This is a genomic window from Desulforudis sp. DRI-14 (genome assembly GCF_052618305.1).
Genome location: NZ_JBQXEZ010000019.1, coordinates 13435 through 38879, shown reverse-complemented (window position 1 = coordinate 38879; position 25445 = coordinate 13435). Strand labels below are relative to the sequence as shown.

The following is a 25445-nucleotide window of genomic DNA, read 5'->3' as shown; positions in this document are numbered from 1 at the left end:
AGCACGGAGCGCGGGGATAACCCAGACCTGCTGTAACCGTTTTTCATTGTCTGTGATGCTGCATTTTGCAGCGTGAGGGTCTAACATCCAATACCTATCCCACGTCCTACGTCCGTTCCGGTCCCGGTTTCAACCCAGGCTTCTGACGTTCCCGGTTGCGCTTGCTGAGCTCGTGTGGGCGGCGGCGCATGGCCCACCAGGGAGGACGCACCACCGTCTCCTTCAGGTCGGAAAGGTGCAGCGGGGCAAACCCGGCAAGATAGGGCACCCCCAGCGTGCGCAGGCCGGCCAAGTGGATGAGGATGGCCAAGACGGCGGCGACGACCCCGTAAAGACCGAGAATGCCTCCCAGAATCGTGATGAAAAAACGGATAATGCGGAAACTGAAAGCCAGCGAAAAGGACGGCAGCACAAAGGAGGCAATCCCCGTAACGGCGACGACGATTACGGCCAGGGGGGAGGTCAGCCCGGCCTGAATGGCGGCCTGCCCGATAACCAGCGCCCCGACGATGGATACCGCTTGGCCGATCGGACGCGGCAGCCTGATGCCGGCCTCGCGGAGGAGCTCGAAGGCATAGTCGATGAGTAACATCTCGATGACCGCCGGAAAGGGTATCCCCTGGCGGGCGGCGACGATCGAAAAGAGCAAGGCCTCCGGGATCATCTCCTGGTGAAAGGTGGTAACGGCAACATAGACCGCCGGACCGACCAGGGCGATGACCAGCGCCACATAGCGCAGGATACGGATGGCCGTCCCGAAGAAGTAGTTCTGGTAGTAGTCCTCGGCCGCCTGCATCAAGGCGAGGAACTCGTATGGGACGACCAGGGCGACGGGGGTGTTGTCCACCAGGATGGCGATGCGGCCGTCCAGGAGGGCCGCCGCCACGCGGTCCGGCCTTTCGGTGCTCAAGACCTGCGGGAACGGGGAGAGCGGCTGGTCGGCGATCAGTTCCTCGATGTGGTTGCTCTCCAGCACCCCGTCGATGTTTTTGTCAATCCTTTGCAGGCGGCGCTTCAGCTCGGCGAGGTGCTCCGGGTTGGCCCGCCCCTTAATATACAGCACCGTTACCTGCGTGTGGGTCTCCAGACCCAGGAAGAAATGCTCGCAGGCCAGATTGGGGGTCTTCAGGCGGCGCTGAATAAGCGTCAGGTTCTTGGCCAGGGACTCCACGAATCCCTCGCGCGGGCCGCGTACCACGCTCTCGCTGACCGGCTCCGCGATGCCGCGGGTCGGGAACCCGGTCACCTCGGCGCTCAGGGCCCCCGACTCGCCGTCGACGAGGAGCACCGCCTGCCCCTCCAACACGTCCTCGACTACCTCGCCGAGGGTGCGCCGTGCGCGCAGCGGGGCGGCGGCCATGCCGGCCTCGCGGACCGTCTCCAGGAGCGAGCCCCCGACCTCCGGCTCCCGCCGCAAGGAGTGCATCAGGGGGCGGAGGATACCGCCCTCGGCCAGCGCAGGGTCGATCAGGCCCTCCGTGAAAACCATGGCCGCCCGCCATTTCCCCGCCACCAGGAACTCCCGGATGCTGAAGCCGGGAAAGCCTCCCAACACGCGCCGCAGTCCGGCGAGATTCTCGTCCAGGGACGCGGAAAGAGGCGCCTGCCGCAGTTCGTCCTGGCGGTAAACCCGGTTTACGGCATTTCCGCTCTCCCTGCCCGGCTGCCGCCCGTCCTGTCCCGGCCCGTCGCTCCCCGCACCCGAAGCGCGTGCGCCGCCGCCGGCCGCAACGGTATTGCCGCCGGCGGAAAGCTGTTCTTGCGTCGCCCCCTTGCGGCCGGCCCGCAGCATCTCGCTTAAGGAGCGGACGATCCGCCGCCTACGCTTTGTCATTCTCCGCACCCCCTCTTGCGGGCCGGCCGCTTGTTCCCCGGATAATGCTGACGAGCAGGATCGTGCCGGTAAGGACGAACTGGACGAAGGTGATGGAGAAAGGGAAGACTTCACTGGTAAAAGATTTCAGATCCGTGATGTTTGCCCAGGACTGCACGGCGAGAGCGGTGATGACTACGGCCAGGGGCAGGATCAGGGGCCGGTAGTCCTTGAGGTTGAGCCACTGGGCCAGACCAAGGGTACCGGCGTAAAAAAAGGTCGCTAGTTTGAAGAGCATCCCCCCGATCCAGAAGACCATGAAGAGGGCGTCCTGGCGCGAAAAAATGGGGAGGGTCGGAACCTCCACATGCCGTGCCAGAGAAAGGGTCGGGAAAAGTTTGGTCGCTGTCTGGTCCGCACCGAAACGCCCTATGGCACTTACGACGATCAACTCCATGAGCAGGAAAAGGATCAGGACCGCCAGCAGGTTGAACTTTACCATGCGGGGCCGGTCCGCCGCGCAGATAAAAGGCATGAGCATCAGGATTACCGCCGTTTCCCCGAACCAGGAACCGGGAGCGACCGCCCCGAGGACCACCGGTCCGGGACCGTTCTCGAAAACGGGGAGTAACTCTTCCAGATTGACCTCCTTGATGCCCAGGGCGATAACCAGCAGCAGGGCGGCGATCACCGTCCAGAGGACGACCGTGTTTACCCGGCACAGGACCTCCAGGCCCTGGTAGAGGACGTAGACGGCCAGGAGCGTCAGGAGGCCGATGACCACGATCATCGGGGTCCGCGGCAGGTAGGCCGTATTCACCAGTTCCGAGAACTCCCGCTGCACGAAGTAGGCCACGTAAAGGTAGTAGTAGACATAGATGAACCCGACCAGTTTCCCGACCACCGGTCCCAAAACACGGGGCGTATACTGCACCACGGTCTCCTGCGGGAAGCGCAGGGCCAGGCGGGCGGCGATGTAAGTTACCAGAGCGCCGAAAGCTCCGGCCAGGGACAGCGAAAGCCAGGCGTCCTGGCGGGCATGCTGGGCCGCAATCGAAGGGACAAAAAGGATGGCCGTGGCCAGGACGATGCTGATCTCGTAGTTCATGGCCTGAAAGGCCGAGATTCTTCCCGCTTCCCGCACCGAATAGGTCTCCTTCCGAGAAAACCCTGCCATAACAGGTAGTCTGTCCCTACATATTCTTCGACGAGCGGTTTCCGATTATACGAGTTGGATACAGCCGGCGGCGTGAAGTGACGGCGATGCATAGGGTTGCCGCGCTTCATACATACTATCGGCAGATACCACTTCCAGGAGGTTCACGGAGCAATGGTGGAGACAGACGTAACGTGGGAACAATGGAAAAAAATGCTGAGAACGGGGGTCAATATCGGAGAGTTCATAGGCCTGTCCGAAGACAGGATCAAGGACGCAGCCTACCGCCTGGGAGGTTTCCTGGCCGGGCACATCGACTCGGGTAATCGGGAGCAGCGTCTCCTCCAGGAACTCTGGCTGGAGGGCACCGAAGAAGAACGAAGAGGACTGACCTCGATGCTCGTAAAGCTGCTGGACCGGGACGACAAACGGGATAAGGAGATCGTAGACCGGGAAGGCCGCTGACCCGGGTATCCGTGAATCGGGTATCACCCTAAGCAGCATAAAGTTGACCGCCGCGCCACCCGGGCTCGATAAGCCAACCGCGGAACCGTTCACGGCAAAGGTCCGGGCCACACGGGGATACGCGGCTGCAAAGTGAAGAGATAAAATGCCCAAATTCTACTGTTCCGTATCGTGCCCGCAAGGTCAGCGTAACCAGGATGCCGCTGAACATCCGGTTCGCCGGCCGAAGTTCTTCGCCGGGAAAGAAAGACCCCCCGTGATCTGGCTGGGGACCAATACCTGCGCCGGCGATATGCTTTCTTTTTTGAACTCCGTCGACCCTTGCTACCGGAGCCTGCTTACCGACCTGGTCGACTTTCGCTACAACTATCTGCTCGGAGCGGCCGAGGGGGACATGGCCACCGGAGTCCTGGACGAAGCCATGTCAGAGATTCCGGGCGAGTATATTCTGATCGTCGAAGGGACGATCCCGACCCGGTCCAACGGGTTGTACTGCGTTATCGGGATGCGAAACGGGAAGCCGTTGACGGCCCTGCAGGCGGTTCGGGAACTGGGGGCCAAGGCCCGGTATGTGGTAGCCGCGGGCACCTGCGCGGCCTTTGGCGGGCCTTTCGCTGCCGCCCCTAACCCTTCCGAATCGAAGCCTGTTCAGGCTGTGCTGGACAGGCGGGTGATCAACGTCCCCGGCTGCCCCATCCTTCCTGACTGGCTGATGGGGACGCTGGCGCACCTGAGCTGGTACGGGGAGCCGGAACTGGACGATTTGAACCGGCCGAAAATGTTCTACGGCGAAACTATCCACAACCTCTGCCAGCGGCGTACCTATTTCGACAACAGCATCTTTGCCAGGAAACCCGGCGAGCCCTGGTGCATGTACAAGATTGGGTGCAAGGGGCCGGTGACCTACGCCGACTGCCCTTACCGCCAGTGGAGCGGAGAGCACCTGAGCTGGCCGGTGAAGGCCAATACCCCATGTATAGGCTGTACCAGCCCGGAATTTCCCGACGGTGACATGCCCTTCTTTGAGCACCTTCCTGACGTAAAGCTGCCCGGTATTCAAACGACCGCCGACCGAATCGGGGCGGTAACCGCCGCTATTACCGCCCTGGGCATCGGCGGGCACTTGATTGCCAGCATTGTCACCGGCCGGCTGCCCTACACTCTTAAGAAAGGCTTCTCCGGTAACGGCATGCGCCAAAAACTGCAGGGATTGCTGCAGAAGCTGCGAAGCGGTTAGCGGTTGGCGGTGACAATCAGCTTACAAGCTCTTGCGCTTTTTGCCCACCGACAACCGAATTGGGAAGGACGAAACGCCGTGAAAAAAATTGTGGTTGGCCCGCTAACCCGGGCTAACAATTCCAGTTTCGTGGAGGTTATTGTAGAAAACAAGAAAGTAGTGGATGCCCGGTGCAGCGGGATCTTTTTCCGGGGCTTCGAGTCGATCCTCCGGGGGAGGGACCCCCGGGACGCCGGCTACCTGACCCAGCGGATCTGCGGGATATGTTCCTCGGCCCACGGTACGGCGGCGTCTTTCGCCCTGGAGAACGCTGCCGGCGTACGTCCTCCCCGAAACGGCAACCTGCTGCGCAACCTGATCCTGGGCGCCGACTTGCTGCAGAGCCACATCCGTAACTTTTACCTGTACAGCCTGCCGGATTACGTCCAGGGGCCGAACCTACGCCCCTTTATTCCCGGCTATACCAAAGGCTACCGTTTACCAAAAAAAACGAACGAGACTATGATTGAGCACTACTTTCAGGCCGTAGAAACCAGCCGGCTGACTCACGAGCTGATGACCCTGCTGGGGGGTAAAGCCCCACACTCCCACGGCCTGCTGGCCGGAGGGAACACCGTGCCCCCGTCGGCGGATATATTAATGGATTTTACCTCCAAGTTAAGAAAGATCAACGATTTTATAAGAAACACAATGATTCCCGACGTATTCACCCTGGCGAAGGCCTACCCGGACTATTACGAGATCGGATGCCGGACGCCCAACCTGTTGGAGTTCGGCCTTTTTCCCCTCAACGAAAACGACAATGAAAGGTTTTTTCCGGGAGGCGCCGTTGTCGACGGTCACCCGCAAAAGCTCGATACTTCAGCGATTAGTGAGTATCTGAAGTATTCATGGTTTGCCGAAAACGGTGAACCCCGGCACCCGTCCCGGGGGCGGACCGAGCCTGACCGGGAAAAGGAGGGCGCCTATTCATGGGTCAAAGCGCCCCGCTACGAGGGGAAGCCGATGGAAGGGGGACCTCTAGCCCGGCTCTGGATTAGAGGGGACTACCGGAAGGGTGTTTCCACCATGGACCGGACCGTTGCCCGTGTCCTGGAAGCGGAAATGATCGGGCAACTGATGGAGGGCTGGGTGGAAGAATTACGGCCGGGGGAGCCCGTTTTTGTCCCTTTCAAAGTACCCCGGGAGGCAGAAGGCGCCGGCCTGACAGGCGTCATGCGGGGTCCGCTGGGACACTGGCTGCGGATCGAAAGGGGAAGGATCGCCCATTATGAGATCATCACCCCCACCACGTGGAATTTTTCACCTCGTGATGATGAAGGCCGGTTGGGGCCGGTGGAAGAAGCCCTGATCGGAACGCCGGTCGAAGACGAGAACGAGCCGGTCGAGATAGGAAGGGTAGTCCGTGCCTTCGATGTGTGCTCGGCTTGCCAGGCTCACATCCTCGTACCGGCCGCGCCGGTTGGGAAAACAGTCATCCTGTGTTAAAACCGAAAAGCTATCAGCATACCGGAGGTTATTCCGTGAAAAACCCGTTGCTGTCACTGACAAAGGGTAAACCCCGACATCCCTGGCCGGCCAGACTCCTGCACTGGTCCTACGCACCTGCCGTGCTTGTCTGCATTCTGAGCGGGTTCTATATCACCAAGCCGTCGCGCCTACGGGGCTTTAAAAATATGAACTCCGCACGGAAAGCTCATTTTATCGCGCAGTATATTCTCATTTGCTCCTACGTGGCCCGGGTCTACTATGGTTACATGACAAAAAACTACAAGGAGATCTTTCCAAGCCTCACGGATGTGCTCCGCATGCCGGAGTTCTTAAAATACGAACTCTTTCTTACCAGCAAGAAACCCAAGTATCCTAAATACAACCCCGGGCAAAAAATAGTATACACGAGCTTTGCCCTGCTCATCCCTGTGCAGATCGTGACCGGGCTGGGCCTGTACATCTCAAACAAATTTCAGAAGCCGGCCGCCCTGGCGGGCGGCCTGAATCCGCTGCGCAAACTGCACTACCTGGCAAGCGTGGCCATTTCCGCCATGGCCGCAGGGCACATCTATTTTGCCCTTACCGACAGCCTCAAGAAGCTCAAGTCCATGTTCACCGGCTATGAATAGCACTTGGGGTCAAATCCCAAAAATTCAAAAACTAAAAAACGCCGGCTGTCATCCCCGGCGTTATACCTAAAAAAGCTGCTGCTTGTACCGTGGTTTGGTTACACTTTGAACCTGGCTACCGCCGCCGATAAGTTTTCGGCCATCTTGGCCAGTTCACCGGCCGCCGAGGTGACCTCCTCGATGCTGGCGGAAATCTGTTCGGCCGCCGCGTTAAGCTGCTGCGTACCGTCGTTCGCCTGTTTGGAGCCCTCGGCCACGTCGCGGATCATCGACGTCGTATGCCGGACGGCGGCAATGATCTCCTGGAGCGACTTGCCCGCCTTGCCGGCGACCTCGACGCCGGTCCGCACCTCGTTGATACCCTTGTCCATCGCCGTTACCGCATGATTGACCCCGTTCTGCACCCTGGTGATCAACCCGGCGATTTCCTTGGCGGCGTTCGCCGACTGCTCGGCCAGCTTGCGAACTTCCTCGGCCACAACGGCAAAACCGCGTCCCTGCTCGCCCGCCCTGGCCGCCTCAATGGCCGCGTTCAGCGCCAGGAGGTTGGTCTGGTCGGCAATCCCGGTGATGACATTAATGATGTCGCCGATCTGCTTGGAAATAACCCCCAGTTCCTGTACCGCTGCATTGACCTGCTGGGACGCGGCGGCAATGGCGTTAATCTTTTGTACGGTATCACTGACGGCTTCGTTGCCGCGCCGGGCCACATCCTGTACCCGTTGGGCATCGTCGGCCGCGGCCAGGGCGTTCTCGGTGCCCTGCAGGGAAACAGCCGATACCTCGTTGGTCGTGGAAGCCACCTCTTCCACGGTGGCGCTGACCTCTTCGGTGGCGGCGGCCAGCTCCTGGCTCTGGGCGGCCAGCGACTGGGCCAGCGCGTTGATGTTGACGACGAGTTCCCTCAGGTGTTCCCGCGTCCGGTTGACGGCCCCGGCAAGCTCGCCGATTTCATCTCTGGCCTTAACAATAACGGGCCTGGTGAAGTCGCCGTCAGCCAGACGGCGCATACCGTCCATCATCGCCTTGACCGGGCTCGTGATGGACCGTGTGATAAAAAACGTCAAAAGCGCGCCGGCCAGAAGAGCGAAAACACCAACGACAAGGATGGTCTGGCGTGTCGTCCTCAGGTCGCGCTGGGTTGCGGCAAGCGTGTCGTCGGTCTTCTGCCTGGTCGTAACAATGCGTTCGGCAAAAGTTTGATTAAGTTCAGTTGCTACAGGTGCAAGGGTCTTGCCAACAGTGGCGGCCTCCTCATATTTCCCGGCCTTAAGCAAGGGAATCATTTTCTCAGCAACAGCGGCGTCGTACTGCCTGACCTGGTTAAGGGCCTTTTCTATGTGGGGCCGGGTTTCGGGAGCCGAGTTCTCGATCCGTTCCTGCAGCAACTCTTCCGTCTTCTTAATCCCGTCGATATACTGGGCAAGGAATTTGGCTTCGTGATAGACCAAATAGCTCCGCATGCCCAGGACCGCCCCCTGGAAGGCCTCCTTGATCTCGTAGTCGAGGGTGATGCGCTGCACGCGCGTGTTTACGTAGCTCAGTTCGCCCTCCGAGGTGATCATTACCTTTACGCCTTCTACGATGATAACTGCCACCATTAGAAGCAGGATCAGAAAACCGCCGCCGATTTTTCGACCAACTGACAGCTTCATTTAAACACCCTCCGTTGCTTGATTGGATTCAGCATGATTCTTGTGGAATAACCGCTTCCAGGATACCAGATTCAAACATCAAGCCGGCGCCAGTACCGGTTTTCCAAACACCCCCCTTGTAGGTCTTACTTGTTCTTTTCGGAACAAACAGCGTAAATCTTAACACTACCGCTACCCGAGTAATTACCCGGAAAAGGTCCTATTATTAGACAACGTGCTCAGCAATCGTCCAAAGATAACAATTAAAAAGGGACACTGGTAAATTGCCCCGTGGTCCCCTTCTTGTTGGCGTTCCTATCAGCTATACCTATTCCGCGAAGCGGAACTCCGGGCCGACCTCGCGGGCGACGGCCAACGCCTCCCGGTACTCGGCCCCGGTGATGCGGCGATCCAGCTCGGGGTAGCGGCGAGCGTGGTGGGCCGGGTAATACTGGTCCATAATGTTGACGTAGGTCCGGGGGGAAATCTCCCGGGCCAAGAATGCCATCACTTCCTTCGTGCCGGCCAGCCCGTTCGGCAGAACCAGGTGCCGGACGATCAGCCCCCTGATGGCCACGCCCCGCTCGTCGACGACCAGGTCGCCGACCTGCCTGTGCATCTCCTTCACCGCCTGCCTGTTCACGCTGACGTAGTCCGGCGCCCCGGTGTAGCGGCGGGCCGTCGCATCGTCGCTGAACTTCATGTCGGGCATGTAGATGTCCACCACCCCGTCCAGGAGCTTCAGCGTCTCGACACTGTCGTAGCCGCCGGTGTTATACACGATAGGGACATCCAGCCCCCTGGCGACGGCGTCCGCCAGGGCTTTGAGGATTTGCGGCACGTAATGGGTCGGCGAGACGAGGTTGACGTTGTGACAGCCGGTATCCTGGAGGTCGAGCATCATGTTGGCGAGTTCGGCCGGCGAGACCGGGCGGCCCCGCCCGAGTGCGCTGATCTCCCAGTTCTGGCAGAAGACACAGCTCAGGTTGCAGTAGCTGAAGAAAACCGTCCCGGAGCCGCGGGTCCCGACCAGCACGCTCTCCTCGCCGAAATGCGGCCCGTAGTCGCTGACGATGGCCCGTTCCCCGGCGCCGCACAATCCCTTTTCGGCGTCTAGCCGCCGCGCCCGGCACCCGTGCCCGCACAGGCAGCACTCTTCCAGAATAACCCTGGCCGCTTCGGCCCTCTCCAGCAGCTCATCCCTTCCCACCCGCAACACCATCACCTCCGCGGGGGTCAGACTTACCGATTGTTACCCGTCTGCCATTATTTTGAATTTTGAATTTTTGAGACTTGACCCCAGCCGGTATTAGTTTTGTCGCGCGGCCGCAAACTAAACCAAAAGGAACTGGGAGTGAAACAACCATGGTGCAGATCGGCAATATTCACCTCGGCAAGGCCGAGACGGCGGAGCGCCCGAAGCTCGACGCCGGAGAAGCGTTTATCCTCTGGGATCTCCTGCTCTCCAGGTACGACATCATCCAGAAAACCCAGATCTACCAGAACTTCGCCCATGATCCCGACCTGAAGGCGCTTCTGGCTCAGGGACTGGCCGGCGTCCTGGAAAAACAGGTCAACGTCCTGGAAAAAGAAATGAACACTTTCAACCTGCCCCTTCCCTCAAGGCCGCCCAAGAGCATGCGGCTGCCTGACGTAAGCGCGATCATAGAAGACGAATTCATGTTCAGAGACGTGTTCTTCGGCATGCAGGGCTTCCTTGACTACCATGCCAGGACCATCCGCTCGTTCACCACCAACGATAAACTGCGTGCGCAGCTGATCAACTTCGCCGTCGATGAGCTGCACCTGTTCGATCTGATGGTCAAGTTCGGCAAGCTGAAGGGGTGGCTGCGCGTCCCGCCCTTTGTCCTATGAGAGGGTCAGACTTACCGATTGTTATTGATCTGCCAGCATTTGTCATTTTAAAGTCGGGAAGAACAGCCCCGCAGGCTAAAAGAGCGCCCCGCGGCGCTCTTTTAGCTACGATCTTGTGTGACAGCCTTCGATGAAACATCCCGTGAAGAGCTAGAGCATGCCGACTGGGCCGTACGGCCATACCCGCATGCCGCCCTCAACCGACTTGAGGTTCTTAAAACCCGCGCCCAGGAGGAAGCGGAAGGCCTCATAGGAGCGGATGCCCAGGTCGCACATGCAGACGATCTGCTTGTCGCGGGGCAGGTCCTTCACCGCTTCCCGCAGTTCGGCCATCACCACGTGCTTGAGCCGCGGGTCGTTGATGCGCCGCGAATTGAACTCTTTGTCGGTCCGGACATCGAGAAGCACGAAGTCGTCCCCCCGGTCCAGCTTCTCCTTTAGTTCGGCGACGCTGATGACCTCCACCGTCCCGTCCAGCTTGTTGCGCGTGGCATTCGCACAGTGCTGGAGCGGATCGACCGTCATGTTGAAGGGAGGCGCGTACGACAGGTCGATGTCGACGAGGTCGTCGACGGTGCCGCCGAAATGGATCACCGAGGCGGCGACGTCGACGCGCTTGGCCACCTCGCCCGGCCCGATCGCCTGCACGCCCAGGACGCGCCGCGTGGCCCTGTCGGCGATCAGCTTGAGAATCACCAGGCTGTGCCCCGGAGCGTAATGCGCCCGGTCGTGCTGCGGGGAAACGGTGGTCACGACGTCGTAGCCGAGTTCCTTGGCCTGCTTCTCTCCCAGCCCGGTACGCCCGGCGTTCCAGATCATCACCTGGAGGATGGCCGTCCCGAGGATGCCCTTGAACCGGGAGTCCTTGCCGGCCAGATTGTCGCCCACCACGCGCCCCTGCCGGTTGGCCGTGGTGGCCAGCGGCACGTAAACCTTGCGCCCGGTCAGGATGTGCAACGTTTCCACGCAGTCGCCGCAGGCGTAGATGTCCGGGTCGCTCGTGCGGCAGCGGTCGTCGACGAGGATGGCTCCCGTTTCGCCGATGGCCAGGCCGGCCTCGCGGGCTAGGGCGACGTTGGGCCGCACGCCGACGGCGACGAGGGCCAGCTCGGCGTCCAGGACGCGCTTGTCGGTGACCACCCGCGTCAGGCGGCCGTTTTCGTCCCCCTCAAAACGCATGACCTTCTCGGACACCAGGAACTCGATCCCCTGCGATTGCAGGCGCGTCTTGAACAGCAGCGCCATGTCGGGGTCCAGGACGCCGGGCAGTACCTGGTCCTGGAACTCGACGACGGTTGTCAGAATCTTCAGGTTGGCGAGGGCGCCGGCGACCTCCATCCCGATAAAGCCGGCCCCCACGACCACCGCTTCCTGCACTTCCGGCAGGTACTCCTTGATGGCCTGGGCGTCGGAGGGTTCCTTCAATTTGAAGACGCCTTTCAGGTTAATGCCTTCAATCGGCGGTATAACAGGGTTGGCCCCCGTGGCGATCACCAGCTTGTCGTAAAGGAAGACCATTTCCTCCCCCGTGCGCACGTCCCGCGCCCGGACCTGCCTGGCGGCCCGGTCGACAGCCAGTGCCTCCGTTCCGGTAAGAACCCTGATCCCGCGCTCCCGGGCAAAGTACCCGGTGTCCCGGGGCACCCAGTAAGCGGTATCGAAGAGGTCCTGGAAATCCGGGACCTGGTCGTCCAGGTAGAAGGGCATCCCGCACCCCGCGTAGGAAATGAAGTCGCTCTTTTCTAAAATGGTGATTTCGGCGTTGGGCATCAGCCGGCGTGCCCTGGCCGCCGCCTTGGGACCGGCCGCGACGCCCCCGATGACGACTATTCTCATCCGTTCCGACAACCTTTACCCCTCCAAGCAAAAGTCAAAATAGTGTGACTTGTAACAACGGCTGATCCTTGATTAGCCCGATCCTTGCCGCATATACTTAACGAAAACTTCGCTGCCGCTTACCCTTTTCCCTACCGCGCCGGCCATTTAGCTCATAAAGTTTGTGATTAAGGCTGCAATCACGCCTCTCACAATCTCAAAGCTCCGAGGTCCGGCATCACCGAATGCTGTCTTACTGCCATCTCCGGTCACCATGGTCAACATTGTACCATCTTCAGCCGGGCGAGTTGACAAGGCTTTAAGAAAAAGAGAATGGTTACATAATAAGCTTGAGATACAGATGAGGAGGCGTCCCATGCAAATTCAATCCCTGACTGAATTTGAAAACACGGTGCAAAAGGAATGGCTCGGCAGCACGGTGAAGGTCACCAAGGCCGACGCCGCTCTGGCGATTGAGATGCGGTTAAACGATGCCCGTGTCATTGACTGGGAGGACGTCGAGGACGGGATCAAGGAAAAATACCCGCGCGACAGCAAGTTCTTCGTCTTCTCCGGGAAATCCATACGGCCGAACGCACTGATGGATAGGGATACCCCCTGCGCGGTCGTCGTCCACGTCGACGGCGAAACCACCTACGACGTAAGGCCGCATCGCCTCGTGATCGTCAGTGACGAAGAAGTCGTCCAGGTAAGCCAGGTCCATTAAACGAAGGCGTTGGGTTTTGGGTGCTCGGCCTATGCGCTAAGCGCTTAGGCCTGGTGGCAGGCTACCCAGTGTCCCGGTGCGGCCTCCCTCAATTTGGGCTCGTTTTCCCGGCAGATTGCCTGGCACAGCCCGCAGCGCGTGTGAAAGCGGCAGCCCATGGGAGGGTTGACGGGACTGGGGATCTCTCCCTCGAGCCTGATCCTTTCCCTGTTTAGTCCCGGCTTGGGGACGGGAATGGCGGACATCAGCGCCTGGGTGTAGGGGTGCAAGGGGCGGCTGTAAAGCTCCTTGTCGGTCGCCAGTTCGACCAGTTTTCCCAGGTACATGACGCCGACCCGGTCGCTGACGTGCTTGACCACGTTGAGCCCGTGCGCGATAAAGAGGTAGGTCAGCCCGAACTCGTCCTGCAGGTCCTTCAGGAGGTTGAGGATCTGTGACTGGATGGAAACGTCGAGCGCCGATACCGGCTCGTCGCAGATGATCACCTTGGGGTTCAGGGCCAGGGCCCTGGCAATCCCCACCCTCTGGCGCTGTCCGCCGCTGAATTCGTGGGGGTAACGGCGGGCATGATAAGGTGCAAGCCCCACCCGGTTCAGCAGTTCGAAAACCCGTTGTTCCCGGTCCCGGCGGCTGCCGATGCCGTGCACGCGCAGGGGCTCGGCGATGATCTCCCCCACCGACATGCGGGGATTAAGCGAAGAATACGGGTCCTGGAAAATAATCTGGATGTCCCGGCGAATAGCCCGCATCTCCCGCCGGGAAACATTGACGATATCGCGTCCCTCAAAAATAATGCTTCCCGACGTCGGCCGGATGAGCCGCATCAGCAGCCGGCCGGTGGTCGTCTTGCCGCAGCCGCTTTCCCCCACCAGTCCGAGCGTCTCACCCCTGTAGATACTGAAACTGACATTGTCGACGGCCTTGACGACCGCCTTTTTCCGGCCGAAGACACCGCTTGAGACCGGGAAGTATTTGGTCAACCCTTCGACCTTGATAATCGCGTCGCTAACTGACATGGGCGATCGCCTCCCCTCCGGCCTGGCTCAGCCAGCAACTTACCCGGCGTCCGGACTCTACCTCGACGAGCTGCGGCCTGTGGGTATGACAGCGGGCGGAGGCCAGGGGACAGCGGGGGGCAAAAGCGCACCCTTGCGGCAGGTGGAGCAGATTGGGCACCACCCCGTCGATGGCGTACAGGCGCTCGCTGTCCTGATCAAGCTTGGGAATCGACTCCAGCAGGCCCTGGGTATAAGGATGAAGCGGCTGGTTAAAAAGGTCGTTGACGGGAGCCTCCTCGACGATGCGCCCTGCATACATAACCACGGCGCGGTCGGCCGTTTCGGCCACGACGGCCAGGTCGTGCGTGATCAGGATGATGGCCATGCCGAGCTGTTGCTGCAGGTCCTTCATCAGGTCCAGGATTTGCGCCTGGATGGTGACGTCCAGCGCCGTCGTCGGTTCGTCGGCAATCAACAACTGGGGACGGCAGCAGAGGGCCATGGCAATCATGACCCGTTGGCGCATCCCGCCGCTCATCTGGTGCGGGTAATCCGCGACACGTTTCTGCGGCGAGGGGATGCCGGTTAGAGCCAGCATTTCAATAGCCTTGTCCCATGCCTCTTTCCTGGACATGTTCTGGTGGATCATCAGCGATTCGGCAATCTGGCTGCCTACCGTGAAGACGGGGTTCAAGGAAGTCATCGGCTCCTGAAAAATCATCGAAATCCGGTTGCCCCTGATCTCCCGCATTTCCTTTTCACTCTTCGCCAGCAGGTCCTCTCCGCCGAACAGGATCATCCCACCGACAATCCGCCCCGGAGGATTGGGCACCAGGCGCATTACCGAAAGGGCTGTTATACTCTTGCCGCTCCCCGATTCGCCCACAACGGCCAGGGTTTCTCCCTTGCGCAGGTGCATCGACACCCCGTCGACGGCCGGCACAACCCCTTCGTCCGTGAAGAAATGCGTTCGTAAGTTTTCTATCTCTAGTAACTGGTCTGCCATAAGTCAATCTTATCTCCTTCCAGGATGCGTCCCAAAACGGCATTAGACATTAGGATTAAGAAGCTTTGCATCGGCTGAGCCGATGCTTTCCTTGTTTCCTAGCGCCAATGCCTAATGCCCAGTGCTACGCGTTAGCGCCTGAGGCGCGGATCAAGCGCGTCCCGCAACCCGTCGCCGAAAAGGTTGAAGGCCATTACGGTCAGGGTGATGGCGACACCGGGGAAATAGACGAGGTGCGGTGCATTGAAGATGTAGGCCCTCCCGCTGCCCAGCATCGTCCCCCATTCAGCGTACGGCGGCTGCACGCCCAGCCCCAGGAACCCGAGCGCGGCGGCCTCCAGGATGGCCGTGGAAACGCCCAGCGTGGACCGAACGATGATGGGCCCCATCACGTTGGGCAGGACGTGGCGGAAAATGATGGCGTGATCGGGGTTGCCGATGGCCCGGGCGGCCTGGACGTAGTCGTTTTCCTTTATAGAAAGCACCGAGCCCCTGACGATCCGCGCGTATTCGGGGATGGATACGATGGCGATGGCGATGATGGCGTTTTCCACGCCCTTGCCCAGGACGGCCATAAAGGCGATGGCCAGGAGCAGCGACGGGAAAGCCAGCATGATATCCATAAAGCGCATGATCAGGTTGTCGATCCAACGGCCGTAGTAACCGGCCACGGCGCCGAGGACGATCCCGCAGGTGACGGCGATGCCGACGGCCAGGAAACCGACCTTCAGGGACACCTGCGCCCCGAAGATAATGCGGCTCAGGATGTCCCTGCCCAGCTCGTCGGTACCCAGCCAGTGGGCGGCGCTCGGAGATTGCAGCGCCTTGGGCATTTCCCCGTAATACGGGTCATAGGGGGCCACCAGGGGGGCGGCGACGGCCACGAAGGCCAGCCCGGCCAGAAAAACAAGGCTGCCGAGCGCAATCCTGTTTCTCCTCAGCCGGCGCCAGAAATCGCCCCAAAAGCTGTAACGTTCCGCCTCCGCTGCCGGCACAGTCAATACGTTTGCCTGACTCACCCTGAATCTCCTCCATAGTGCACTGAGCATTGGGCATTTGATTAGCTATGAATACCGAATACGCGGATCCAGGAAAGCGTAGAGTATGTCCACCGCCAGGTTGGTTATGACAAACACGGTCGCCCACAAAATGACGGCCCCCTGGACGACGGGGTAATCGGCCGCAAGGATGCCGCTGACCAGGAAGAAACCGATCCCCGGCCAGGAGAACACAGTTTCGGTAAGCACGGCCCCGCCGAGGAGAATGCCCAGTTGCAAGCCGATGACGGTCACTATGGGGATGAGCGCGTTGCGCAGGGCGTGCTTGTAAACGACCAGACCTTCGCTCAAACCCTTAGCCCGGGCGGTGCGTATGTAATCCTGGCGGATGACCTCCAGCATCGTGGAGCGCGTCATCCGGGCGATGATCGCGGTCGAATAAGAAGCCAGCGCAACAGCGGGCAGCACCAGGTGGGCCAGCGCCGACTTCAAAGCGGCCCAGTCCCCGGTCAGGATGCTGTCCAGGACGTAAAACCCGGTAATGTGCGACGGCTCCATCCCGATATCGATCCGGCCGGCCACCGGCAGCCAGCCCAGGTTTACCGAAAAGAAGATAATCAACATCAGGCCCAGCCAGAAAATGGGCATGGACACGCCCAAGAGGGCGCCCACCATGCTTAGATAGTCAAAGAACGAGTATTGCTTGACAGCCGAGATAACGCCCACGGTGACGCCCACCAGGGCGGCGAGAAAGATGGCCGCGAGCGCCAGTTCCACGGTGGCCGGAAAACGCTTGAGGAGTTCCTCGGTCACGGGCGTCCTGGTCATCAATGACCTGCCGAAATCCCCGTGGACGATGTCCCAGATAAACCGCCCGAACTGCACGTAGATCGGGTCGTTAAGCCCCAGTTCCTCACGCAGGGCTTCAATCTGCTGGGTCGTGGCGTGCTGGCCGAGCATCAGGGCCGCGGGGTCGGTGGTGAACAGGTGCAGCACTAGGAAAACAAAAAGGCTGACCCCCAGGAGCACCGGAAATAGCATCAGGAGTCGCTTAAGGATGTACTTTAACATCGCTGTCACTCCACACTAAATTAGCCTGGATCCGAAACACCAGCGCAGACATTAAGCGCTAAGCATCAAGCACTAGGAATTGAGAAACGGTTTCCCCATCGCCCGCATCCTAATGCTTATAGCTTAATGCTTACAGCTAATAAGTGGCGCAAGTATGGCTCCGTTACGGAGCCATACTTGCTTGGTACCCTTGACTTGTCGGTTACTTGTCGACGCCCTTGAAGAAGATGGTGCCCGTCGGATGGAGCTTGAAGCCCTTGACGTCCGGCCTGTAGGCGGCCATCGAGGTGGCGTGCGTCAGGTAGACCCAGGGGGCTTCCTCGAGGACGATCTTCTGCAGTTCGCTGTAGATCTGGGCGCGCTTGGCGGGATCCATTTCTTCGCGGCCCTGCTTCAGCAGTTCGTCGACCTTGGGGTTCTTGTACTTGGCGGAGTTTAGGCTGGACTCGATTTCATTGCTGTCGAAAAGCGAGAGGAAGTTGTCCGGGTCACCGTTGTCGCCGATCCAGCCGTACAGGAAGCAGTCACCTTCCTCGGCCTTAAACAAAGCGTCCTTGTACTCTTTCCACGGCCAGGTCTTGATTTCGCTCTGGATGCCGATCTTAAGCAGGTCGGCCTGGATGGCGGCGGCCAGCTTGTCGGCGACCGGGTTGTACGGCCGCGGGTTGGTGTAGGCCATAATGGTGATCTTCAGCCCGTCGGGGTAACCAGCCTCGGCCAGGAGCTGCTTGGCCTTTTCCGGGTCGTAGGGCAGGGGCTTAAGGTTGGGGTCGTAGCCGGGCATGAAGGACGGCAGCGGGCCGTTGGCCGTCGTCGCGTAGCCTTGGTAGAGATACTGGCTCAGGTTTTCGCGGTTAATGGCCATGCTGACGGCCTGGCGCAGCTTGACGTTGTCAAACGGCTTCTTATGGGTCAAGAAGCCGAAGTAGTTAATGTTCATACCCGGGTCCTTGATAACCGTTATGCCGGCTTCTTCGAGCTTCTTGACGTCGTTCGGGTCCACGCCGTCCATGGCGTCGATGGCGCCGGTCATGAGCTCGCTGGCGCGCACGGAGTTCTCCTTGGTGAACTTGAAGACGAGCTTGTCGATCGCAGGCTTGTCGCCCCAGTACTCTTCGTTTCTTTCCAGGACGATCTGCTGGCCGGGTTCCCACTTCACGAACTTGAACGGGCCGGTGCCGACCGGGTTCTTGATGAAGTCGGCCCCGTACTTCTGCACCGCCGCGGGGCTGACGATGGGCGCGGCGAGGGACATCGCCAGGTTAGCCAGGAACGGGGCATACGGCGCGTTGAGGATGAACTTCACGGTGTACTCATCGACGACCTCAACCTTCTGTACGGGTCCGAAGGTGAAGGAGGCGTAAGGCATGTCGTCGGTGCGGTTCGGAGGCAGCTGGCGCTCGATGCTGAACTTCACGGCCTCGGCGTTGAACGGGGTACCGTCGTGGAACTTCACGCCCTGGCGGAGCTTGAAGGTCCACTCCTTGCCGTCCGGAGAGCAGGACCACTCGGTGGCCAGGCCGGGTTCGACCTCGGTGCTGCCTTCCTTGTACTGCACCAGGTTTTCAAAAACGTTAACGATGACTTTGGCCGATTCGCCGTCGTCGACGTAGGCCGGGTCAAGACCGCGCGGGTCGGAGCCCTGGGCGAAGACGAAGGTCTTTTCCTTGGCCTGTTCGGTCGCCTTGCCGCCGCCGCAGCCGGCTAAAGCCGAACCCAGCAGGGCGATGGCAAGCACTACTGCCAGAATCTTGGGAACACGAAACATTTACAGAGCACACTTCCTTTCGTTTAAATAGATCCTTTCAGCGGTTCTCCGCGTTAGAGGCTGGCCATCCCTCCTTCATCTCTTAATTTCAGCCGTTTTCTAGCCAAATAGGTACTTTCTACGTTTAATTTAACAATCCTGTTCAAACCGCCACATTTTTGACACATGCATAATAATGCAAAACCTTGCAAAAACCCAAAATAATCTTCCAGGATTATGCATAATCTTACATATTTCTTCGCCCTGCTCCCGGGCCAAGGCTTACCCACAGAGGAACAACAGGCATAACGGATCAGTTCTCTGATTTAGGCCGCCACGCATACAGAAAACGGTTGCTGGCCGTGTTTACGATCAGGATTTTATCGCCGTGCTCGACTTTGATGAGCCCGCCGGCGAAATCAATCATCCTGCACCCGCGCAGTTCCTTCTGGTACCCGTCCCCGTCCTCCAGGACCAGGACGTAAACCTGCCCCACCTCAAACACGCGAACATCTCCTCTCTTAAACAACTGATCTCTCAATATCCAACCTTGCAAATTTCTTCGGGTCCAACGGCCTACGGCTTATGGCCTAGGTGATAAGTAGCAGCACATCGTGGACAAAAGAGTGCTACAAATTTGTAGCAGCACATCGTGGACAAAAAGAGTGCTCCTAATTAGGAGCAGCACATCGTTTACATCCAGGGTAACTTGTAGTCGATAACCGCGACCTCGTGGCCCTGGCAGTCAACGATGAGCACCTGTTCTTTGACATAGATAGTTGCAGTTACGTACTCGTACACGACACTTCTATCAAGGCGAAAGCGCTCAGTGAAGATGTCGAGCATCGCATCACTCCTGATGAAGCGGATCAGCTTGACCATTCCTGAGGTTGGTGGCTCCTTCGGTACAGAGGTTTCGTGTAGGAGTCGAACACTACAGCCGGAAGCTTGCAGCGATTCGTTCGGGGTTTTCCCCGATAGAGCAAGGATCTTAAGGCAGGACATGTCCACGATGTTACGGTCTAAAACTGTCCACGATGTCCTGCTATTTGACACCTAGGACCGAATGGCCAGCGCCCGCTCAGCCAACTGGCTGATCGTAAAGCTTCGCAACTCCCCGTCTTCCCATATCTCGACCTTGCTCGCGTCGGGCAGGAGTCCGGCCAGCGAGGGGCCGGCGACCTTAAGCTTGCCCAGAGCCCAGGCCGCGTAACCGCGTATTTCCGGGTCGGGGTCCTCCAGCAGGGGCTCGACCTCGGGAATGGCGTAAGCAACCAGTTCCGGATGCTGTTCCCCGATCCGCCCTATGGCCCAGAGCACCCCTCTGCGCAGGGGTTCGTCATCCAGATGGTTGTAAACAAGGTTGGCAGCAAAGTCGCCGTAAAGGTCCGGGCAGCGGGCGATGATGTCGCCGACCGCCTCGGGAACGCTCCAGGCCATATTCCCCGACTCGTGATTCAGCATCCAGAAAAGGCGGCGGATGATTTCCCGCACGGCCTCCGGGTCCCCGGCCGCCCTTTCGGCCGCTATCCTGCCCAGGGCCGCGACGGCGCGCCACCGCCGGTCGCCCTCGCGCTCGTACAACAGGGAGATGAGGTAGCGTACCATGGCGGGTTGCGCGCGCGCCAGGTTAACAACGGCATCGATGCCGCTGTTATCAATCAGGTCGATCATCTCCGCTCTGGACGCCAATCCTCCCACCTCCCCCGCAAGCCGATAATTCAACGCGCATCCCCGCCATCCCTTTATGGGGCGGACCGGTCTTTGATCGGCGTGGGGCACTTGTCCTATAATCTTGCCAGGAACGGGTTCTGTTTCGGCATCCTTTCATATCATAGGAGGAGCGTTGACGTGACCGTCGGGGTCTTCTTGCACCTGGGGAAGACGACCTGCATAAGAAGCGACTTTTGCCTGCGGAACTGCCGCCTTGCGCACCCGGCCAAGTGCTGCGGTCGGGCCGACCCGCCCTTTTCGGCCTGGGAACTCATTCCGCTGTTTCTCGAACACATGGACCTTTTGGAAGAACTCGTGGAGCGCTCGCAGGGCTATATTCTCGACCCCAGGCGGGCGGTCATGGAAAGACAGGACCGGTCGCCCTGCCCGGCATGCACCGCAACGGGGTGCTTCCTGCCGCTGGACCTGCGGCCGGCCCTCTGCCGCCACTACATCTGCCAGCCGTTCGCCCGCGAGGTGATCCTGCGCATCTCCCGCTACGCGGAATGGCAAGTGTTCCAGGAACAGCAGATGAACGTTTACCGGGAACGCCGCCGGAGCAGGATCGTCCCCCTGCTGGCGGTGCACCTGGCGGCGGTCCTGGGCGACAAGCCGTTGCGGCTTGGCCCCCGCGACCCCCGCCTGCGGGTGATCCGGGAAAAGCTGGCCGGCGCGGCGCATGTCTTTTTGCCGGAATACGACCGCGTCCTGCGGACCTTAAGTGAGCTTAACGGAGAGAACCGCGAGTTAAGAATCGAGGTCCAGATATAAAGAGGCTAATGAAGCCTCCGGTAGGCCTCCTCCAGCGCCTCCAGGTCATTCCGGATCCTGGCGATGTGCCGCTCGACCAGTTCCCGCGACCTCCCGTCCACCTTGCGCCGGGCCTGCTCGTAGCTCCTGATCCCCATCGCGGTGCCGCGGTGCAGCGAACGCAAGACCTTTTTGCACCCGCCCCGGCCCGACAGCCGGACAGTCTGCACGAGCCCGGCCATCATCCCCTTCAGTCCGGGGTTCCGGCGGGCTTCCCCGCCGGCGTCCCGGATAAAGGAGGCTAGTTCTTCCGCCATCTCGAACCGGCTGTTCTTCAGCTCCCTGAGCCGGCCGCGGACGTAGGCGTCATCGACGCGGTTGAGGGCGTCGGTGTAAGCGCTGATCGCCATGTAACAACCCTCGAGCAACTGGTTTAAAACGTTGAGATCCCCGTTTCGCAAGCCTGTTCACCCTCCTTGTGCCTATTCGGTCGTCGGTCCTCGGTCGTCAGTCGTCTGACTCGAAGGAATTCGTAGACACAGATTCCAGGATCATATTATCTTGTGCCTTGATTTATTATGGCCGGACGCATCCAGGGGTATCGAAGGTTTCATGCCGTACCGCTTTCTAATAATGTCACTTATTGTCATAAAGAGCATAAACTGGCATAAAGTATTTCTTGGATTGGGAGGGCTTGGCTTGACGGTAATGATGCGCAACATCACCGGGAATATCGCGGATCAAGAGGATAAAACCGAAGACATCCAGGATAAACCCGAAGGAGGACAAGACGGTGTCAGCCATACCCCGGGCGAACCCGGGAAGGTCCAGGACGTAACCGGGGAGGGCCCGGACGGCTACGAAGGCGTGCAAGACGGGGCCGGCGCAGGGCAGGATGACGGAGCGGTGCAAACCCTCAAGGAGAAAAAGGGCGGGGAATCCCCAGAAAAACCGAAACATGGACCGAGGAGGTTCTGCGAACTCGACATCCCCTATCCCGAACCGCAGGTAGCCGGACGGAACCTGCATTACGCCAAATTATTGCTCGAGGACTATGCAGGTCCCACAAGCGAACTGACCGCCGTTCACCAGTATATCTACCACCATTTCACCCTCGAAGAGGATTACCCCGACGTGGCCGAACTCGAAGAATGCATCTCCATTATGGAGATGCGTCACATGGAACTGCTGGCCGAAACGATCCTCCTCCTCGGAGGCGACCCCCGTTTCTGGCACATCCGATTCCGGCCCGTATACTGGAACGCTTCCCTTCCCTTCTACGGCAAGGGCGTTTGCGACCGTCTCCTGGCCGACATCAAGGCTGAAGAAGACGCCATCAAGCAATACCGCAAACACCAGCAAATGATTGGCGATCCGCACATCAAGGCCCTGCTCGAACGGATCATCGTCGATGAGGAACACCATCTCAATTTGTTCAGGCAGGCCTACGAAAAATATTGCCCCGACGGCGCCGGCAAGACGGCGCGCCGGCACCCTTTTTCTTTCGGCCTGCGTTGGCGCTAGCGGCTGTCAGCTGTTCGCTTTTGGCCGTTAGATCCTGATGTACAAATATTAGAAAACGCCGGTTGGATTCGGCGTGCAGAATATCGGACATAAGGGACAGACGTATACAGAAGGCCCGGCCGGGCAACCGGCCGGGCCTTTCTTAGAGGTCAGGCCCTCGGATTTTCGGATTCTCGATGCGAGGTCATCGCTCAGCGCCTGTATGTTAAGGCCCGCCAGGATTCTTACAATACAGTAGGGCACTCGATCTTAACACTTAATGTCGAACGCTTAATGCCACATTTGGGGGACCTGCTGGATTACTGGTATAATATTGTCGAAATGTGAAAGGAGTGGGAACACATTGGAATACCCGACAGCGGAACAAACGGCGCCGAGGAAAAGGAGACGCCGCCCCCTTTGGCCCAACGTCGTCGCCTGGCTTCTCGTCCTAGCCCTCTGGGGCGGGCTCGCCTACGGCGGGTTCTACTATACAAAGCAATACGTCGACCGGTCGATGCGCAACATCCAGGAGACCAACGCCCTGCAGATCCAGGCCCTCGAAGAAAGGCTGAGCGCCCTGGCCGCTGAGATGGACGCCGTTGAAGCCGCTCTGCAGGATACCGGCAAGACGCTCTCCAGTTCCGATACCACGCGGCAGGCGCTGAACGAAAAGATCGAGGCCCTGGACGCGCAGCTCAAGAACCTCGAAAAAAGCCTGAACATCCTCAAGGAGGCGCCCAATGCGCGCCGTTAACCTTTTTCTCCTTTTTCTCACCGCCCCGCTCATCGGCATGGTCCTGGCCCTGACCTGCATCCCCGCCCCTTTTGAGACCCGGGCGCAGGCCGTGCTTATTCCGACGGCCGGCCTGGAGGCGCGCCTCGCCGCGGCGGAAGAAAAAGCGGCCCGGCTCGAAGAGAGGGCGGGGCTTTTCCACGCCTCGGCGGAGGAACAGCAACGCGCCTACGAGGAGCAGAAGAAAATCCTGGCCGCACTGGCCGGCAAGAGCAGCCAGCAGAAAAAGCTTTCCGACGACATCTACGAGCAGCGCATCCTGGACTGGCTGGGGCCGGCGACGGCGGTGCACCGCTCGTCCCGCGTCGAGATTAAAATCTTCCCGCTCAAGGGGATCGGCTACAGGGGTTACATCGCCAAAATCAAGCAGTACGACCCGCGCGCCGTCAGGGTGGTCCTGGGTGAGGGCCGGTACGGCGGCAGCGAAACGACCGCCGAGGCGGTCGCCCGCACCGGCGCGATTTTCGGCGTTAACGGCGGGGGCTTCGCCAAGGGCACCCTGGACGGACGCCCGGCCATCCTGCCCATGGGCAATACGATGATCGACGGAGAGCTGGTCAACGACTTCGCGCCTTCGCACTCAGACCTCTACTTCGCCGGCCTGACCAGAACCGGAGACCTCGTGGGCGGTATCTATTTTTCCGAAAAAGACCTCATGCGCAGCAAGGCCTATCAAGGCGTGAGCTTCGTGCCCATCCTCATCCAGAAAGGAAAGCCGCTCCCGATCCCCAAAAAGTGGCAGAACCAGAAACAGCCCCGCACCCTGATCGGCGAATACGCCAACGGCGACCTGATCTTCATCGTGGTCGACGGCAGGCAGGCCGACTGGAGCAGCGGCGTGACCCTGGAAGAGCTGCAGAGCAAGCTGATCGACTTCGGCGTTAAGGACGCCTACAACCTGGACGGCGGCGGCTCGAGCGCCTTCGTCTTTAAAGGAAAACTCCTCAACCGCCCGTCCGACGGCAAACAGCGGCCCGTACCCACCCACTTTGTCGTGATGCCCTGAATACCTATTTCCTAATCCTTTATGTTTTTCGCCCAACCGGGCGGGATGGGAGTTTCGGAGGTACCATCCCGCAGCCGCAGCTTGTCGCGGTCACCGATCTTGATCCCCTTGCCGCGGTGCTTTTCGGTCAGGCGGACGACGGCCACGTTGGACTTACCGGCCTCGTTTTTAACCCGGAAGAGGATCAACTTTTTACCCTTGGGTTTCTTGGTCTCTCCAAGCGCCTTGACGACGTCCTCGACGTCGACGACGCAGTTCAGCTTGCCCTTGACGGCGGCCACCTTGACCATCTTGCCGGCGCTGTAGCCGGCGTAGACGGCGAACTCGCACTTGTCATAGTCGCCCCGGCACCGCCAGTTCAACTCGACCGTCTCGGCCTCACCGTTGTCGCCGTAATCGACGGCGGCGCGCAGGTGCCTGGGAGCCAGGAGCCTCTTCGCGATGATGTCCTTGTACTTATCCCCGTCGCCCGGCACCAGGGGCGTTACCGTCCTCTCCCGGACGGCGAACCGGGTTTCGACGTCGGCTTCATCCTTGCCGTACGCGACGGTCACGATCCTATCGGTGCCGTTTTCGTCCACGACGTAGAAGCAGTCTTCCAGGTCCCACGTTCCGGCCTGGGCCCTGGTCACCAGCGCCCGGCCGGCCCAGACTCCCTTGTCGTACGCCAGTTCGGCCTGCAGGAGATCGGTCGACCTGGCTTTCTTAAAGATCAGGTACACTTTCTGCGCGGTGTCCACGTTCAAGAAAGTAGCCTCGAAGTATACCGCCTTGCTGACGTTCTCGCCGACCCAAACGGTTTCCGGCTCAATGTCCAAATCGGCCACCGCCGGGTCACCGCCCGTCGCCAGCGCCGGGACGGCCAGCAAGCAGACGGCCACGACGGCCAGCGCCACCCTGAAAACGATCCTTTGCAAAACCATCATCCCCTCCTGAATATGGTCTCGAAAGCTTTTCAACCATGCTATTCGGAGGGGCGGGCGGCCTTTCCGGGGGCGCGTCTTGAACATTATTT

25 protein-coding genes are annotated in these 25445 nt (G+C 59.7%); 10 read left to right on the top strand and 15 right to left on the bottom strand.

Features of this window, described 5'->3' with window-relative positions:
* Positions 1–106: 106 nt before the first annotated feature.
* Both ACUM6F_RS10195 and ACUM6F_RS10190 read right to left on the bottom strand, forming a co-directional pair.
* A complete protein-coding gene (locus ACUM6F_RS10195) occupies positions 107–1834 on the bottom strand; it encodes a spore germination protein (RefSeq protein ID WP_445349158.1) in 1728 nt (575 codons plus the stop codon).
* A complete protein-coding gene (locus tag ACUM6F_RS10190; RefSeq protein WP_445349157.1) occupies positions 1821–2990 on the bottom strand; it encodes a GerAB/ArcD/ProY family transporter in 1170 nt (389 codons plus the stop codon). Before ACUM6F_RS10190 ends, ACUM6F_RS10195 begins: the two co-directional genes overlap by 14 nt.
* A gap of 153 nt (positions 2991–3143) precedes the next feature.
* Here ACUM6F_RS10190 and ACUM6F_RS10185 point away from each other — a divergent pair, with 153 nt between their 5' ends.
* The 4 genes from ACUM6F_RS10185 to ACUM6F_RS10170 all read left to right on the top strand — a co-directional run bounded on the left by ACUM6F_RS10185 (position 3144) and on the right by ACUM6F_RS10170 (position 6791).
* On the top strand, positions 3144–3434 hold the full coding sequence (locus tag ACUM6F_RS10185; protein WP_425620913.1) for a DUF3243 domain-containing protein: 291 nt from the start codon (positions 3144–3146) through the stop codon (positions 3432–3434).
* A 145-nt stretch (positions 3435–3579) separates the two neighbouring features.
* Positions 3580–4671: a hydrogenase small subunit gene (locus ACUM6F_RS10180; protein WP_445349156.1), complete on the top strand. Its 1092-nt coding sequence runs from the start codon at positions 3580–3582 to the stop codon at positions 4669–4671.
* A 78-nt stretch (positions 4672–4749) separates the two neighbouring features.
* Entirely contained in the window at positions 4750–6159 is a 1410-nt protein-coding gene (locus tag ACUM6F_RS10175; protein WP_445349155.1) for a nickel-dependent hydrogenase large subunit, read from the top strand.
* A gap of 35 nt (positions 6160–6194) precedes the next feature.
* Positions 6195–6791 (top strand): cytochrome b/b6 domain-containing protein, encoded by a 597-nt coding sequence (locus ACUM6F_RS10170; protein ID WP_445349154.1) that lies wholly within the window; start codon positions 6195–6197, stop codon positions 6789–6791.
* 98 nt (positions 6792–6889) lie between these two features.
* Here the strand turns inward: ACUM6F_RS10170 and ACUM6F_RS10165 are convergent, their stop codons facing one another.
* Together ACUM6F_RS10165 and ACUM6F_RS10160 are read right to left on the bottom strand one after the other, a co-directional pair.
* Complete coding sequence (locus ACUM6F_RS10165) at positions 6890–8446, bottom strand: methyl-accepting chemotaxis protein (protein ID WP_445349153.1); 1557 nt, start codon at positions 8444–8446, stop codon at positions 6890–6892.
* A gap of 307 nt (positions 8447–8753) precedes the next feature.
* Positions 8754–9647: a radical SAM protein gene (locus ACUM6F_RS10160; protein ID WP_445349160.1), complete on the bottom strand. Its 894-nt coding sequence runs from the start codon at positions 9645–9647 to the stop codon at positions 8754–8756.
* A 143-nt stretch (positions 9648–9790) separates the two neighbouring features.
* On the opposite strand from ACUM6F_RS10160, the gene ACUM6F_RS10155 reads away from it, so the two are divergent.
* Positions 9791–10300, top strand: coding sequence for a DUF3231 family protein (locus ACUM6F_RS10155; RefSeq protein ID WP_445349152.1), 510 nt, complete (start codon positions 9791–9793; stop codon positions 10298–10300).
* Between the two features lie 150 nt (positions 10301–10450).
* Here the strand turns inward: ACUM6F_RS10155 and ACUM6F_RS10150 are convergent, their stop codons facing one another.
* Positions 10451–12148, bottom strand: a complete 1698-nt coding sequence (locus ACUM6F_RS10150; RefSeq protein WP_425620906.1) for an FAD-dependent oxidoreductase — start codon at positions 12146–12148, stop codon at positions 10451–10453.
* A gap of 343 nt (positions 12149–12491) precedes the next feature.
* Here ACUM6F_RS10150 and ACUM6F_RS10145 point away from each other — a divergent pair, with 343 nt between their 5' ends.
* The gene (locus ACUM6F_RS10145) at positions 12492–12842 is read left to right on the top strand and encodes a hypothetical protein (protein WP_445349151.1); all 351 of its coding nucleotides are present in this window, start codon (positions 12492–12494) and stop codon (positions 12840–12842) included.
* A gap of 44 nt (positions 12843–12886) precedes the next feature.
* Here ACUM6F_RS10145 and ACUM6F_RS10140 read toward each other — a convergent pair whose 3' ends face one another.
* The 8 genes from ACUM6F_RS10140 to ACUM6F_RS10105 all read right to left on the bottom strand — a co-directional run bounded on the left by ACUM6F_RS10140 (position 12887) and on the right by ACUM6F_RS10105 (position 20354).
* Entirely contained in the window at positions 12887–13858 is a 972-nt protein-coding gene (locus ACUM6F_RS10140; RefSeq protein ID WP_445349150.1) for an ABC transporter ATP-binding protein, read from the bottom strand.
* Positions 13848–14846, bottom strand: a complete 999-nt coding sequence (locus tag ACUM6F_RS10135) for an ABC transporter ATP-binding protein (protein WP_445349149.1) — start codon at positions 14844–14846, stop codon at positions 13848–13850. Before ACUM6F_RS10135 ends, ACUM6F_RS10140 begins: the two co-directional genes overlap by 11 nt.
* 131 nt (positions 14847–14977) lie before the next feature.
* Positions 14978–15865 carry a nickel transporter permease gene (gene nikC, locus ACUM6F_RS10130; RefSeq protein WP_445349148.1) on the bottom strand — a complete coding sequence of 296 codons (888 nt, stop codon included), beginning with the start codon at positions 15863–15865 and terminating at the stop codon, positions 14978–14980.
* 45 nt (positions 15866–15910) lie between these two features.
* The gene (locus ACUM6F_RS10125) at positions 15911–16915 is read right to left on the bottom strand and encodes an ABC transporter permease (protein WP_425620901.1); all 1005 of its coding nucleotides are present in this window, start codon (positions 16913–16915) and stop codon (positions 15911–15913) included.
* A 202-nt stretch (positions 16916–17117) separates the two neighbouring features.
* The gene (locus tag ACUM6F_RS10120) at positions 17118–18683 is read right to left on the bottom strand and encodes an ABC transporter substrate-binding protein (protein WP_425620900.1); all 1566 of its coding nucleotides are present in this window, start codon (positions 18681–18683) and stop codon (positions 17118–17120) included.
* 292 nt (positions 18684–18975) lie between these two features.
* Complete coding sequence (locus ACUM6F_RS10115; protein ID WP_425620899.1) at positions 18976–19167, bottom strand: hypothetical protein; 192 nt, start codon at positions 19165–19167, stop codon at positions 18976–18978.
* A 188-nt stretch (positions 19168–19355) separates the two neighbouring features.
* A complete protein-coding gene (locus ACUM6F_RS10110; RefSeq protein WP_426405524.1) occupies positions 19356–19508 on the bottom strand; it encodes a hypothetical protein in 153 nt (50 codons plus the stop codon).
* A 210-nt stretch (positions 19509–19718) separates the two neighbouring features.
* Positions 19719–20354, bottom strand: a complete 636-nt coding sequence (locus ACUM6F_RS10105) for a DVU0298 family protein (protein ID WP_445349147.1) — start codon at positions 20352–20354, stop codon at positions 19719–19721.
* Between the two features lie 159 nt (positions 20355–20513).
* On the opposite strand from ACUM6F_RS10105, the gene ACUM6F_RS10100 reads away from it, so the two are divergent.
* Positions 20514–21146, top strand: coding sequence for a hypothetical protein (locus ACUM6F_RS10100; RefSeq protein WP_445349146.1), 633 nt, complete (start codon positions 20514–20516; stop codon positions 21144–21146).
* Positions 21147–21151: 5 nt separating this feature from the next.
* Here ACUM6F_RS10100 and ACUM6F_RS10095 read toward each other — a convergent pair whose 3' ends face one another.
* On the bottom strand, positions 21152–21586 hold the full coding sequence (locus ACUM6F_RS10095; RefSeq protein WP_425620896.1) for a DUF2383 domain-containing protein: 435 nt from the start codon (positions 21584–21586) through the stop codon (positions 21152–21154).
* A 247-nt stretch (positions 21587–21833) separates the two neighbouring features.
* On the opposite strand from ACUM6F_RS10095, the gene ACUM6F_RS10090 reads away from it, so the two are divergent.
* The 3 genes from ACUM6F_RS10090 (at position 21834) to ACUM6F_RS10080 (ending at position 24430) form a co-directional block, all read left to right on the top strand.
* On the top strand, positions 21834–22649 hold the full coding sequence (locus ACUM6F_RS10090; RefSeq protein WP_445349159.1) for a ferritin-like domain-containing protein: 816 nt from the start codon (positions 21834–21836) through the stop codon (positions 22647–22649).
* A gap of 343 nt (positions 22650–22992) precedes the next feature.
* Positions 22993–23385 (top strand): hypothetical protein, encoded by a 393-nt coding sequence (locus ACUM6F_RS10085; protein ID WP_425620895.1) that lies wholly within the window; start codon positions 22993–22995, stop codon positions 23383–23385.
* Positions 23372–24430 (top strand): phosphodiester glycosidase family protein, encoded by a 1059-nt coding sequence (locus ACUM6F_RS10080; RefSeq protein WP_445349145.1) that lies wholly within the window; start codon positions 23372–23374, stop codon positions 24428–24430. Before ACUM6F_RS10085 ends, ACUM6F_RS10080 begins: the two co-directional genes overlap by 14 nt.
* Before the next feature lie 11 nt (positions 24431–24441).
* Here ACUM6F_RS10080 and ACUM6F_RS10075 read toward each other — a convergent pair whose 3' ends face one another.
* On the bottom strand, positions 24442–25347 hold the full coding sequence (locus tag ACUM6F_RS10075) for a hypothetical protein (protein ID WP_445349144.1): 906 nt from the start codon (positions 25345–25347) through the stop codon (positions 24442–24444).
* Positions 25348–25445 lie beyond the last annotated feature (98 nt).